Annotated in this window: 19 protein-coding genes; 12 read left to right on the top strand and 7 right to left on the bottom strand. The window is 56.3% G+C overall.

Going from position 1 to position 12,197, the window contains the following annotated elements; translation table 11 throughout:
• The first annotated feature begins 206 nt into the window (after window positions 1–206).
• Window positions 207–524, top strand: coding sequence for a DUF1654 domain-containing protein (locus tag KVG88_RS00360; protein WP_217869921.1), 318 nt, complete (start codon window positions 207–209; stop codon window positions 522–524).
• A gap of 42 nt (window positions 525–566) precedes the next feature.
• Here the strand turns inward: KVG88_RS00360 and KVG88_RS00365 are convergent, their stop codons facing one another.
• From KVG88_RS00365 to KVG88_RS00385, 5 genes are all read right to left on the bottom strand, one after another.
• The gene (locus KVG88_RS00365; RefSeq protein WP_217869922.1) at window positions 567–1,142 is read right to left on the bottom strand and encodes a hypothetical protein; all 576 of its coding nucleotides are present in this window, start codon (window positions 1,140–1,142) and stop codon (window positions 567–569) included.
• A 394-nt stretch (window positions 1,143–1,536) separates the two neighbouring features.
• Window positions 1,537–2,199, bottom strand: coding sequence for a DUF3800 domain-containing protein (locus KVG88_RS00370; protein WP_217869923.1), 663 nt, complete (start codon window positions 2,197–2,199; stop codon window positions 1,537–1,539).
• A gap of 252 nt (window positions 2,200–2,451) precedes the next feature.
• Window positions 2,452–2,628, bottom strand: coding sequence for a hypothetical protein (locus tag KVG88_RS00375; protein ID WP_217869924.1), 177 nt, complete (start codon window positions 2,626–2,628; stop codon window positions 2,452–2,454).
• A gap of 51 nt (window positions 2,629–2,679) precedes the next feature.
• Window positions 2,680–2,907, bottom strand: coding sequence for a hypothetical protein (locus KVG88_RS00380; protein ID WP_217869925.1), 228 nt, complete (start codon window positions 2,905–2,907; stop codon window positions 2,680–2,682).
• 3 nt (window positions 2,908–2,910) lie between these two features.
• Complete coding sequence (locus KVG88_RS00385) at window positions 2,911–3,792, bottom strand: LexA family transcriptional regulator (protein ID WP_217869926.1); 882 nt, start codon at window positions 3,790–3,792, stop codon at window positions 2,911–2,913.
• A gap of 104 nt (window positions 3,793–3,896) precedes the next feature.
• On the opposite strand from KVG88_RS00385, the gene KVG88_RS00390 reads away from it, so the two are divergent.
• The gene (locus KVG88_RS00390) at window positions 3,897–4,091 is read left to right on the top strand and encodes a Cro/CI family transcriptional regulator (protein ID WP_217869927.1); all 195 of its coding nucleotides are present in this window, start codon (window positions 3,897–3,899) and stop codon (window positions 4,089–4,091) included.
• Here the strand turns inward: KVG88_RS00390 and KVG88_RS00395 are convergent.
• Window positions 4,088–4,294: a hypothetical protein gene (locus tag KVG88_RS00395; RefSeq protein ID WP_217869928.1), complete on the bottom strand. Its 207-nt coding sequence runs from the start codon at window positions 4,292–4,294 to the stop codon at window positions 4,088–4,090. The two genes, KVG88_RS00390 and KVG88_RS00395, sit on opposite strands and share 4 nt — an antisense overlap.
• A 63-nt stretch (window positions 4,295–4,357) precedes the next feature.
• Here KVG88_RS00395 and KVG88_RS00400 point away from each other — a divergent pair, with 63 nt between their 5' ends.
• The 7 genes from KVG88_RS00400 (at window position 4,358) to KVG88_RS00430 (ending at window position 9,355) form a co-directional block, all read left to right on the top strand.
• The gene (locus KVG88_RS00400; RefSeq protein WP_217869929.1) at window positions 4,358–4,978 is read left to right on the top strand and encodes a DUF8585 domain-containing protein; all 621 of its coding nucleotides are present in this window, start codon (window positions 4,358–4,360) and stop codon (window positions 4,976–4,978) included.
• Window positions 4,979–5,126: 148 nt separating this feature from the next.
• Window positions 5,127–5,849 carry a Rha family transcriptional regulator gene (locus KVG88_RS00405; protein WP_217869930.1) on the top strand — a complete coding sequence of 241 codons (723 nt, stop codon included), beginning with the start codon at window positions 5,127–5,129 and terminating at the stop codon, window positions 5,847–5,849.
• A gap of 1 nt (window position 5,850) precedes the next feature.
• Complete coding sequence (locus KVG88_RS00410; protein ID WP_217869931.1) at window positions 5,851–6,834, top strand: SIR2 family protein; 984 nt, start codon at window positions 5,851–5,853, stop codon at window positions 6,832–6,834.
• Complete coding sequence (locus KVG88_RS00415) at window positions 6,821–7,615, top strand: hypothetical protein (protein ID WP_217870825.1); 795 nt, start codon at window positions 6,821–6,823, stop codon at window positions 7,613–7,615. Before KVG88_RS00410 ends, KVG88_RS00415 begins: the two co-directional genes overlap by 14 nt.
• Window positions 7,615–8,085: a hypothetical protein gene (locus KVG88_RS00420; RefSeq protein WP_217869932.1), complete on the top strand. Its 471-nt coding sequence runs from the start codon at window positions 7,615–7,617 to the stop codon at window positions 8,083–8,085. Before KVG88_RS00415 ends, KVG88_RS00420 begins: the two co-directional genes overlap by 1 nt.
• Window positions 8,082–8,663: a recombination protein NinG gene (locus tag KVG88_RS00425; RefSeq protein WP_217869933.1), complete on the top strand. Its 582-nt coding sequence runs from the start codon at window positions 8,082–8,084 to the stop codon at window positions 8,661–8,663. The genes KVG88_RS00420 and KVG88_RS00425 overlap by 4 nt, the downstream gene beginning before the upstream one ends.
• Entirely contained in the window at window positions 8,660–9,355 is a 696-nt protein-coding gene (locus KVG88_RS00430; protein ID WP_217869934.1) for a hypothetical protein, read from the top strand. Before KVG88_RS00425 ends, KVG88_RS00430 begins: the two co-directional genes overlap by 4 nt.
• A gap of 116 nt (window positions 9,356–9,471) precedes the next feature.
• Here KVG88_RS00430 and KVG88_RS00435 read toward each other — a convergent pair whose 3' ends face one another.
• Window positions 9,472–9,669: a hypothetical protein gene (locus tag KVG88_RS00435; protein ID WP_217869935.1), complete on the bottom strand. Its 198-nt coding sequence runs from the start codon at window positions 9,667–9,669 to the stop codon at window positions 9,472–9,474.
• 213 nt (window positions 9,670–9,882) lie between these two features.
• On the opposite strand from KVG88_RS00435, the gene KVG88_RS00440 reads away from it, so the two are divergent.
• The 3 genes from KVG88_RS00440 to KVG88_RS00450 all read left to right on the top strand — a co-directional run bounded on the left by KVG88_RS00440 (window position 9,883) and on the right by KVG88_RS00450 (window position 12,196).
• The gene (locus tag KVG88_RS00440; RefSeq protein WP_217869936.1) at window positions 9,883–10,221 is read left to right on the top strand and encodes an MFS transporter; all 339 of its coding nucleotides are present in this window, start codon (window positions 9,883–9,885) and stop codon (window positions 10,219–10,221) included.
• A complete protein-coding gene (locus KVG88_RS00445; protein ID WP_217869937.1) occupies window positions 10,218–10,562 on the top strand; it encodes a hypothetical protein in 345 nt (114 codons plus the stop codon). Before KVG88_RS00440 ends, KVG88_RS00445 begins: the two co-directional genes overlap by 4 nt.
• Window positions 10,563–11,596: 1,034 nt before the next feature.
• Window positions 11,597–12,196 carry a hypothetical protein gene (locus KVG88_RS00450; RefSeq protein WP_217869938.1) on the top strand — a complete coding sequence of 200 codons (600 nt, stop codon included), beginning with the start codon at window positions 11,597–11,599 and terminating at the stop codon, window positions 12,194–12,196.
• The last annotated feature ends 1 nt before the right edge of the window (window position 12,197 follow it).

Below are 12,197 nucleotides of genomic sequence, written 5' to 3' on the forward strand. Positions count from 1 at the left end.
CGAATCTGGGCCGGTGGTAATCCGGCAAGGGGTGTCGCTAAAGAGCGGCGGGTCTGTTGAGGCCCTTCGTAGTGACTGTGTCGCTGCGATCGACGTAGTTAACCATCGGTATATTTTAACGTCAACACCGATGGTTAATTTATTTTCGATTGGTGTGAGATATGCTTTGGTTATAACTGGATGGATGTACAGCTATGGGTGGGGTTATGGCAAAAGCAGCGAAGCAGGTTAAACCAGCAGCACGGCAGGAGATGAGCAGCGTGGAGCGGTTAGGCCTGCGTGTTTCGTCAATGATCAATTCGCCACGCGCCATGGAAAGGTGCTCAGCATTGATTCATCGGCTGGACTCAGATCAGGACGCGGATTGGGATGAAGTTATGGGGCGGATAGCTGAGACGGACGGGGTAAATATGATCTTCCAGGACGATGGTGGGGTTTTGTTAGAGTGGGAGCCGCCCAGCGATGAGGATCGTGTGCTTGAGACGGGCGACATAGAGCTGATAGAGGAACCGGCGCCATTCTGATAGGCGCAAAAAAGCCCGCGCTCGGCGGGCTTTTCTGTGATCTCAATCGGTAATCGGGTGATATTTGCCGCTGACCGAATCCCTATAAACGATTTCGCTGTATAGCCTCGGCCCATCCCGCATCTGCTTCAGGGCAGCCTTGGCTTTGTCCTTTGTTTCAAAGGGGCCGGCACCCACGGCGAGACCCATCATAGAAACTACCGGCAGACCGATCGCGGCAATGGCATCAATCGTGCGCTCCTGCTCTTCTATGTCTCGGCATGTGGTTGTTGCTACCCAGCCGTTTTTGAGGCGAGGGACCGCTACCGCTTCAACTTCTGCACTGCAGTGTTTGCACTTCACCGCTGCCATTTTGATGGTCTCAGCACACAAAGGGCAGGGGCGAGTCTCGGTCTCAGTGCGTGCAGATGTGGTAGCGACTTTCCCGCCCAACAGAATCATCAGCAAGCCTGCCAGCGTAATCATGGCGCCGACGATAGTGTGAACCTGGCGGTCAGCCATGAGGCCTAGATTGTTCACCCGGCCACCCGAGCCCGTTGCCACGGAAACATCCATACCTAGAGCGAATACCAGCCAGCAGACGCCGACGATCATCGCAAACGTACCGAATCCCTTCATTGGTTGCCTCCCAAAATTTAGTCCGAACTCTACCATTCGTGGCGCATGGCCACCATTGGTCGCTCAGAGTGCCATCATTCTGAACGGACCCAGTAACCTGACCTCTACTCCCATAGATCACCATTAGGGGCTCCAATGAGAGAGGCACAGCGAAGACTGGCCATGACGGCCTGGCGCGAGATTTACGTCCTGTCTGAAAACCAAATAGACGCAGAAGAAAAGTATTTCGGACTGCTAAGGCGTGCTGATGCGATGGAGCGTGCCGATCTCATAACCAGCGATGAGTGGAGGAAGCTTGTACAGCAGGCCGGCGCACTTCTTTCCAGCTCCGCAGAGTGTATGGGCGGAGCAGGGTAGACAAGGGCAGAAACAAGAAGCCCGGCGCTGGGCCGGGCTATCGGTTGTAAATCAGAAAAGGTCGGAAGTGCCGCGCCAGAGTTCGTAACGGTTCTGAGTTTCGATCTTCGTAGTGACCTTGAGCGACTCCGGAAATCATATCCGCAAACTGCACGCAGAGATTTTTAGAGCTATCACAAGGGACCGTTTTCAGTTCCGTTGCAACCCCGCGATCCATCCACAGCTGTGTTTGTAAATAGTCATGAAGGCTATTCCCGCTTTGCACCTTTATGCTTCGATCATCAGGCGCGAAAATAACCTCATCAACTCTAGCCATATGATCCAAGAGAAGCATGCCGATCATATAGTTGTAGAGCTTGTTAGGGTCGCGACGTATGTGGGGCATCACATTTTCTTTTTTTGCCGTGATGGATACGTATTGGATTGATCCAGCATTCCCGGCGCATAGCTTTGCAGCCAGCCTGGCAAATTCTAGTCGTTCTTCAGGAGTCATCCGCGCCCACTTCTTTTCTTTGTCGGTGGGCCAATTAAATTTATCGTAGAGCTTTCGCATGACGCGCGCGGGCAATCGAACTGATTGCTCGGAAGCAATTAATGCGGAAATTGTGAGATATCGGCTGGATCCACCATCCCTGTAGGGAAGGTCAAATTTCCAGCCTAGGTCACCGCTTTCATCCAGGAAAATGAATAATTTCGTCATTGAACGCGGTTTCAGAAGAGGGGCGGTGCATTCCCTAAGGCCGACGCTCTTACAGAGCGCTTACGATACAAATCATGCTTCGCGGTTGTCTTAGGATTTACATGCACCGTGACTGAATGTTAAGAACGAAAGGTTCATATGTCAAGAAAATGTTGAATTTGTCATGCCTTATGTGCTTGGGGTTTTACAAAACCTATCTCACATTAAAAGGCTCTACTTGCCTTCCCTCCGCACGATCCTCCCCGCCTTCACCTATTCCGCACGCTCATCGGCCGGCAACGGCTGCTTCTTGAGGAGCAGTCGCTCGGCTTCTTGATACTCCTGCTGAGTCATCGGCATGTTGCCCTGAGGAAGAGGAGAGGGCACTGGTGTGTGTGCGTTGCAGCCAACAAGCGTTGCCAGCGCAAAGAATGCCATAGTCTTTTTCATACCTATCCTTGGCTCAAATTAAAATCCGTTTTCAAGTAAATTTTTCGGCGCCTACTCAGACTTCGCTCGCGTTATTCGCCCAACCTTCACTTCCTCGGCATACTCCATCAGCCGATCCATGTGCTCATGCAGCATTGCGATCTTCTCCATGACTGCCAGGAACTCAGGCTCAGCGTAGGTCTTGGCCTCACGGAAAAGATCGTGTGCGGCATCCTCGATCGCGGAGGCTGCGGCTTTCAGATCGCGGCTTAGTTCCTGGTTGGGCTTGGTGAGAGGCATGGCTCAAGCTTTCCTCGCATTCCAGATCAGCAGCACTTTGGCGTGAACCGTCACGTCTTCGATTCTCGCCTCTTGATCCCTGACGTGCGGATTGTCGGACACAAGCAAGAAACGCTCTGAGTCCAGTAACTGAATACGCTTTATGAATAAATGCTCATGCCAGGTCAGTACGTATATCCCGTCGCCTGCGTACTCGTTGACACCCTTGTCGACGATCAGTGGGTCTTTATCGTTGATCGTTCCCTCCATGCTCTGACCCCAGCCGGTAATCATGGCGAGAGAGTGGGGGGAGGTGTAGGTAATGCCTTTTTCGCGCAGCACGTCCTCGCGAATAATGAGGTTTCTTATTACCTCGTTGTATTCAGCTGGGACCTGGCCGTGCCCCATGGACGCGCGCACGTCGTATTGGCGAATCACGATTTCTTCAGGCCTTGCTTTTATCCCGGAAAAATCAGCCTGAATTACTTTGCCGTGCGCCTCGCCAGCGGCAGACAGCGCCGCCGCCGCGATTTTTTCCTGAGCGTCCGCATCCAGATTCTTACCTGCATGCTTGCGGATCATCTCCATCACTTTATCGGCCGCACTCGATCCTACCGCTACGGCTGGCTTGGCCGTGGCGCTGGTCAGCGCCGCTATCTCGTCAGCCAGGCGCGGGCTGAATGCAGAGACAGGCTCATCAAGCATGCGTGCAAGAACGGCGGCGAATTTAGTGTTCAGGGGATTGATGCCCTTGAAGTAAAGATTCACTGCAGCCGGAGTCATCCCGGCCTCATCGGCAATTTTCTTCTGGCTGAGCTTCAGCTCGTTCTTCTTCGACAGGAATAAGTCGTGCGCGGCTGCGCATTCGGCGATCAGCTCAGGCGGGAGGATTCGTTTTTTGGTCATCGCGCGAATGTATACCAACGGTTAAAAATAAGAAGAAACCATCGGTATTGATTTAGAATTAACAGATGGTTAATATTCGAGTCATCTACGACCGAGGCTTGATCATGAACGAGACCCCCCTCGACAAGTTTGTTGCTGAAAAAGGGCAGTCCGAAGCCGCAAGGCTGCTTCGTGTCACTGCCCCAGCAATTCACAAGGCGCTTTCAGCCAAACGCGACATCCGTGTTCAGGAGCTTCCTGACGGAAGTTTCCAAGCAAATGAACAGCGCCCGTTTCCGTCACAAAAGTCCGCTGCTTAACCACGCTTCGAGCTGAGCGTAATTGTCGCCTGCTCGAAGCCGCGAAGAGCTTCTTGGCTCAACTGACAACGCAGTTGATTGGCCTTCGATTCAAACGCAGGCCAAAGCCTGAGCTGAGAAGACAAGGGCAGGGTGGATGCCAAGGCAGCCACAAAGCAGCAAAGGGCGGTTATCTCGCCTTGCAGTTCTGAAGAGTCGGTCATGGATGCGTCCCTGATCAGTAGTAGCGATTTGGCATGAACCCAGAATACGAACGAGAGAGCCCCATGAATACGTCCAGTTCAAGACACAGCGTTCAAACCCGTGACCAGGTGCTGGTCGCTCATGCTCAAAACCAGATCGCCCGCACCAGCTTGAGCCAGGACGATTTCGCCCAAGCACTGAGCCGGGAAATTTACCTGCGCGTTCCGGCCTTGAAGATCGAGCTGGCCAAGGTGCCTGACTTCGACGAATTGGCCCGCCAGAACGACGTAAGCGAATTCGTGAAAGCGACCGGTCGCTGGCTCAAGCGTGTTCAGCGCTGGCTGACCGGCGATCAGGAAATGCCGTCGTGGCTTGAAGAGTCCTGGGTGAATGCCCTGGAGCCTGAATTTCGCGATCACTGCATCAACGAGCTGGCGGGCCGCCACGGCTTGACGGGTGCCCGCCAAATGCAGAGCGAGCAATGCGCGAACAAGAGCTTTGGCGCGCTGATCCGGGCACTCGGTGACGTCATCGACACCGGCAGCGAAGTGTTCGATGACCAAGTGATGTGCGAAGCCGATCTGCCGCATCTGCCAGCTTTCGTGACGCAGTGCCGCCAGGTGGAAGCGCGGGCAGGGGAGTTGGGGCGGAAGGCCGAAGCACTGCTGGCGAAGCACCGCCCGAGTTTGAAATCCATCGCCTAAATCCCAGGCACAAAAAAGCCGACGGAGAAGGTCGGCTCATCTGCAAAACTAGAGAGACTCGATTATGCAGAGCCAATTCAATTCGAGCAATACCACGGCCAATGTCGCGACACGTTTTGCGAATTCTGAAAACGTGTCGCGGACCACAATGTCGTCCCGCGAGATCGCCAACGTCACCGGTAAGCGTCACGCAAACGTAAAACGCGACATCGTGGCGATGCTGAAAGAGCTGAAGATAGATGTACTCAGTTTTGAGCACATCTACCTGGATGGGCAGAACCGCGAGCAGGCCGAGTACATGCTCGACCGCGAGCACACTGATTGCCTGCTCACCGGCTATAGCGCACCGCTACGCATAAAGGTGATCCGCCGCTGGCATGAACTGGAGCGGCAGCAGGGCGCCCGGGAGCAGGTGCTGCTGAATGGCACCAAGGTCGTCGGCGAGATCGCAATCATGGAGTGCTTCACTCGGCTGCTGAAGCCGGCGGCGTCTTGCCAGATGGCCATGCTCACCAAAATTGCCCAGAACAACGGACTAGATCCGAAGTTTCTCCCAGGCTACGCGGTGGACGCTGCATCCGACGCAGCTGGCGGTTACTCGATGCCCACCAAGTCAGCCACAGCCTTGCTGAAAGACCACAGCATCCGTTACGCGCCGGCGGCGTTCAATCGTGCACTTGAGGCCAGGGGTTACCTGACGCAACTCAAACGCAAGAACTCCAAGCAGGAAATGGTCCCGTTCTGGTCGATCACCGAGAAGGGCATGGCCTTCGGCAAGAACCTCACCAGCCCTCAATCCCCCCGCGAGACGCAACCTCACTGGTACGTCGATCGCTTCCTTGAACTGGCCAAACTGGTCGGGAAGGCCTGATATGCAATTCACCGTCACGATCAATCAGGTGAAGGCGCTGGAGTGGGGGCTGAACTCTCAGCAGGCCCTACTGTTCGCCTTCGTCTACGGCTGCCCGAGCTGGACCAAGCCAATCAAGACGGACGACGGGATCTTCTTCGCGCTGAGCAAGGCCAAGATCATTGAGGAGCTGCCGCTGCTCACCGATAAGCCGGACACCGCTTACCGCATGCTGAAGGCCCTGGAAGAAGCCGGTTTGATTGAGCTTTCCAGCACCTCGAACATCACTCTGTTCCGCTTGACCGAGAAGGCGATCGAGTGGAATCAGAAGCTTGATGGGTCGGAAAAATATCCGACCCCACCAGAGAACAAGGGTCGGAAAAAAATCCGATCTACCTCGGAAAAAAATCCGATCAAGGTCGGAGAAAAATCCGAGCCAGGGTCGGAAAAATCTCCGACAAATCAGGATACCAATCATCAGGGTACCAATCAGGGTACCAATCAGGATACCAGTCAGGACTTGCAAGACGGCCCGGACAAGCCGGCCCGCAACTTGGTGCTGGTGGTTGATCGCACCGACGGTCCCCGCGTCGAGATTCCCGCCGACATGCCTGGCCCCAAAGACCAGTCCTGCAAAACCTTCAAGGCCTGGGCGAACTACGCCATGGCCTACCGCAAACGCTACAGCACCTGGCCGGTGTGGAACGCCAAGGTCGGTGGCCAGCTTGGCCAACTTGTTGACCGCCTCGGTGCCGATGTCGCGCATCACGTCGCTGCTCACTTCCTGAAGACCAGCGATGCCGCCGTCCTGCGCAAGTGCCACAGCCTCAACGAACTGCTGGCCAACGCCGAGAGCTATCACACCCAGTGGGTCACCGGTCAGCGCATCAACGGGACCACGGCCCGCCAGATGGAACGGACTGAGGCGAACGTCTCCGCCGCCGAGCAGGCTGCGCAGATGGTTTTGGCCAAACGCCAAGCAGGTGACCGCAATGAATACCTTTGAGATGAATGACCAGCAGGTTGCCGGCCTGGCAGCGGCGATCTGCGCCACCGCTGAGGCCATGGGCCAGGAGATGAACCCAGGTACTGCGGCGATGATGGCTGAAGACCTGTGCGCTTACTCCGTGCCCGTCGTGAAAGCTGCGCTGAAGGCCTGCCGCTTCGAGGTGAAGGGCAAGCTGGCCATGGCGGACATCCTGCAGCGCGTTCAGGCCGCCGACGGCCGCCCGGGCAAGGATGAGGCATGGTCGATTGCTCTTTGCGGGCACGACGAAAGCGAAACTGTGGTTCTCACCGCTGAGATCCAGCAAGCCATGACCGCGGCTGATTCGATCCTTCGATTGGGTGACAAGGTCGGCGCGCGAATGGCGTTCATGAGTGCGTACGAACGCCTGGTAGCCCAGGCTCGCGCCGAAGCGACCCCGGTGTCTTGGAGTGTTTCGCTGGGCCATAACCCAGTACGGCGGGTGACGGCAATTGAATCGGCAGTTCGCATGCAACTGATCAGCCAGCAAACCGGCACCCAGTACCTGTCTGACCTTCGCATTGCGCCAATCACCGAAGATGGCCAGGCCATTGCTGGCTTGCTAACAGGGTCAGCTGTGCAGCCTTCCGCAAAGCTTCGGGCCCGTTGGCAAGAGGTCAGGGACGACCTGCAGGCACTACGCCGCCGCAAACAAATTCAATCCCGATGGGATGCGCGGTCAGAGCGCCGGCGAGTCGCCTCGCGCAAGGCCCACCAACTGAAATTGATAGATCAAATGACACGCAAGGAGCGCCTGTGATGACAGATAAAATCAGCGTCAACTGTCAGGCCAAGCTATCCGAAGCCATCACGAAGCTCAGCGCCATGTTCCGTGACAAGAAGTTCGTTGTGGTATCGCTGCGCCCGGGCAAGGACCGCACGCTCGACCAAAACAGGCTGTGGTTTGCGATGTACAAACGCATCGCCGAGATGACCCAGATCGGCGACGAGGCCGACGCCCGACGCTACTGCAAGTTGCACATCGGCGTGCAGATCCTGCTGAACGAGGATGCCGGGTTTCAGGCCGAGTGGTACCGGGTGATGCGCCACCTGCCATACGAAACGAAGCTGGCCATGATGGGCGGCTGCAAGCTCTTCGGCCCGGATGGCTTCCCGGTGACCAGCCTGTTCAACCGCGCCCAGGGCGTGGCGTACACCGACCGCATTGTCGCGCGGTTCGCTCCGCAGGGCGTGTACTTCGATGACCTGCTGAGCCAGGAGGCTGCATGAGTCTCACAGCAAGGAAGCCTCGCCCGAAGAAATGCCGCGTCGAAACCTGCGGGGCCTCATTCGTCCCTGCACGCCTGGGTCAGGCAGTTTGCAGCCCAGCCTGCGCGCTCAAGGACGCACCCCGGAATGAGCAGAAGGCGAAGAAGGCCATCGACCAGCGCGATCGCCGCGAGATCAAGGTCCGCAAGGAGAAGCTGAAGAGCAGAGCGGAGCACCTTAAAGATACCCAGCATGCATTCAACGCCTGGGTGCGAGCCCGTGACGCGGAGCTTCCGTGCGTCAGTTGTGGTCGGCAGCACCAGGGCAAGTACGACGCAGGTCATTACCGGACGGTGGGGAGCAATCCGGCGCTGCGCTTCGAGCCAATGAACTGCCATCGGCAATGCTCGCCATGCAATACCCGGCTTTCCGGGAATATCGTGAACTACCGCATTGAGCTGGTGAAGCGGATCGGCGCCGAGGCAGTCGAGTGGTTGGAAGGCCCACACGAACCGAAGAAATACACCATCGAACAACTGAAGGCGATGACCGCCGATTACCGGGCCAAGACCCGCGAACTGAAGAGGGCTGTAGCATGATCTATCCAGGCGTTCTCAACGCAGTTGTCTCCGCCCTCGCGGCCGAGGCCATTGACAACACCAGCAAACAGGCATGGCAGAAGCTGTACAATTCCGCCGACGAGGAGGGGGGCGGAGACCTGGCGACGCTGGTCCGCTCCCGCGGTGCTGATACCATTGACCGCACGCAAGTGGACTGCTGGGTGTCCGCTCGGCTGCACAGTGTGCTTGAGAAAAAGTACTGGGACGCGCTGGTGGCGAAGTACAGCACCCACAAGGGCCGCAAAGTGCAGGCCATCTCTGCATTGCAAGCGCTCATCAACACTCCAGCCCCAAAGCTGTTCCTGTTCAAGGCGACCACTGCCTGGGCTATCCCGCAGCTGAAGGGCGCGCGGCCGAAGGTGGCTACGTCCGTTTCCGTCGAGATCCCAATCGATGCGCCAGAGTGGCGCCGTGAGGCCGTGGTGAAGGCTGCGCTGGCTGCCGGCCAAGCGAAGGTCAAGCGCGACAGCTCCCGATCCGCCGACATGGTCGTGCTCAAGGACAGCTTCTACGACATGAACACCTGGGACAACGACGGCACGCCGGAGTCAACTCGACGCCGGTGGCGGCAGGATATCGGCCGTGCCGCTGACGACCTCGTCAACGAAGCGCTGGCGCACGCCGCCGACATTCTTGAGGCTGAAGGTCTGCTGATTGAACGTGCTGCGTGATTGCCTGTTGACATCAGTGAGCGGATGAGCGAAATTAATCCCATCCTGTTATACCTGCGTGTATCGAGGATTGGATAAAGCCCGACCATTGCGTCGGGCTTTTTTGTGGCTGCGATTTAATTGTGATGCTTGAAGTAGTACGTCAACGCATCGTAAACCGGCTCATTGAATTCAACTTGAATCAGGTCGTCGCCGCGGCGTTTCAGGCGGTAGAAGTTCAAACCGCCCTGGAATCTGATTTTTGTATCCCTTGGCTCTCCTCTAAGTGAGTCAAGCAGTTCGCCCACTGTCATGCTGCTTCCGTCGTCCTTCATGGCACTCTCCAATTAATTGAGCCGCTATTTTGCCATGACTGGAAAAACAGCGTTTTGCATGGTTTGCGTGACGGTCACGGAAATTCCTTCACCCATTACGACCTCGGCATTTGCTGGGGACTTTCTGTTGTCGGCTCCACCACACCCATCGCGCTGAGCTGGGAGTGATGCTGGGGCTGATCCAAATCAAGTCATGCCAACGGAGTCGAGCGCATGGAGTATTTGCAGCGCCTGCTCGACAATCTCGACAGGTTTGGATTGCTGATCGCTGGCCTCACTGGCGCCGTCATTGCCAGCTGGTGGCACAAGGACGATTTAACGGACTGGCGCGCCTGGGCGATCTTCCTGATTACCGGTGTCGCCTGCTCGTGGTACCTGACGAGCATGGTAAGCACATACCTGGGCGTGACCGAACCGAGAATTGTCGCTGGCATCGGCTTTCTGCTGGGTACCTTCGGTGGCTCGCTCTTGGCAGCCATCAACCGCGCCATCAAAGCCGCTGACCTCTGGGCGCTTATCCGCCAGCGGTTCGGGGGAGGCAACCCACCATGAATCTTGAACTGATCAACTCCATCGCCTGCGGCTTGATTGCCTTGTGGGCGACCTGGTGTGTCCTGAGTGGCCGAGTGCGGGACGGCATCCTCGGCAAGCTGATCTATTCGGCGATCGCCATCAGCGGTTTCGTCGTTATGACTCGCAACCAGAATATCTTCTTCGGCCCGACGACTGCAGGCCTGACTCTGCATGTGTCCCTGGCCCTTGCCGGCCTGCGCCATATCTTCATGGTCATCTGGTGGCAGAGGGTGAAGGCCTGGCTCTGCCGCACGCTGAACTGTGAGCACTGCTTGCGCTGCGACAAGGCGCCAGGCGGGATCGAGCGCCGGAGCAAGTAAACCGCGACACGTTTCGCGAATGAGCAAATTGTGTCGCGACGATACGGAAAAACGCCACCCTGAATTGGTCGCACTAGCCGCGACCAAATGAGTAGCGAAAGAGTCTGCATATCAGTACGCCGAGTAGTTGGGTTGCCCCCTCATATACTGCCTAAGCTCATGAAGTGTGGAATCTACCTCGCCGTAAGCCTTTTTCAATGACTCGAATGCAGCGTTCATATGAGACTCGCTGGCATACGCGACGGCATAACCGGTGTGATCAGAAACCCATCTGGTTTTGTCTGAGAGCAAATCGATCATTTGCCGAATGGTGCTGATTACATAATCCTGTTTTGAAAGCGTCACGTGATTGCCAGAGTGGCAAGGGTGACCCGGGTGCCAGTGATAGCCTGAGCACTCTCGGATTAAGCGCTGCATAGCGTTAACTGGTTCCTTCGGCACCTGAAACCCGGCGAAAAAAAATGTAGTCATACGGAAGTCAATAGCTTTACTTGCGAGCGGGATGAACTTCGCGAGAGCAGAGCTGATTTCAGGTTGAGTAGTTGGGGCAGCTGTCGAAACGCCATAGACGTCATTGCATGCTCTAGCCTCAGCACTACGTTGCCATCCTTGAAGAGCACTAGGCGGAAAATCCTCAGGAGCCCTGTCCACGAGAGTGGCGTGCGTTGCACATAACCACGCTCCATTTTCATATGCCCTGCGTTGCTCGGGAGTAAGGGACGCGTCGTATCGAGGCCCATTAGTGGATGCAGCGGTGATGTGAGCAGCGTTGCCGATATTTATTAAAGTGTCGCCTGAAAGGGACGGGCCATGAGTAGCTTTCTGGCAGGGTGGGTATACGCACATAAATCGTACGTTTAAGGCCAGACGAAGCTTTGTGATGTCTGAAAAATTGTCCCTAGTCATTGCAAGTCCCTGAGCGTTTATGAGGGTGTCTGTTAACAAGATACCCGTGCAAGCTTCCTTGCACTAGGAGAGACTCCACTCCAGATTCGCCGACAATTAACCACTATTTAAACTATCAGCGTGACCTCATGACAATTAAGCAACCCGACTGGGAGGCGATCGAACGAGCCTACCGGGCTGGTGCGCTTTCCATCCGCACCATCGCAGACCGGAACAGAGTCAGCGACACCGCGATCCGCAAGAAGGCCAAGGCCTTGGGCTGGGCGCGAGACCTTTCCGAGCAAGTCCGCAAAGAGGTTCGCAATAAGCTGGTTCGCGGTGAGGTTCGCGATGATCAATGTGCGAACCCTGAGCGGGACGCCGAGATCATCGAAGAGGCAGCGGAAGAGGGCGCGACTGTTGTTCGCAGTCATCGCCGAGATATTCGCAAAGCCGCGAACCTTGCGAACCTGCTGATGGACGATCTGCTCACCACGATTAAGCGACGCGAGGAAATCGAAGACGCCATTACTGAAGAAACTGCCGACGATGAGAGCGGCTTCCGTCGCGGCTCGATGCTCGCAGCGGTTGCCCTGCCCAGCAACGCCAAAACCCTTTTCCAATTGTCCTCGGCCATGAAGAACCTGCAGGTACTCGAACGCACCGCATTCGGCCTTGATGACAAGGAGCAGTCGAAAGACTCCGACGAACTCTCGCAACTGATGGACGAACTATCGAAGGACGCCTGAC

Origin of the sequence: Pseudomonas azerbaijanoccidentalis (assembly GCF_019145495.1) — a bacterium.
GTDB lineage: Bacteria > Pseudomonadota > Gammaproteobacteria > Pseudomonadales > Pseudomonadaceae > Aquipseudomonas > Aquipseudomonas azerbaijanoccidentalis.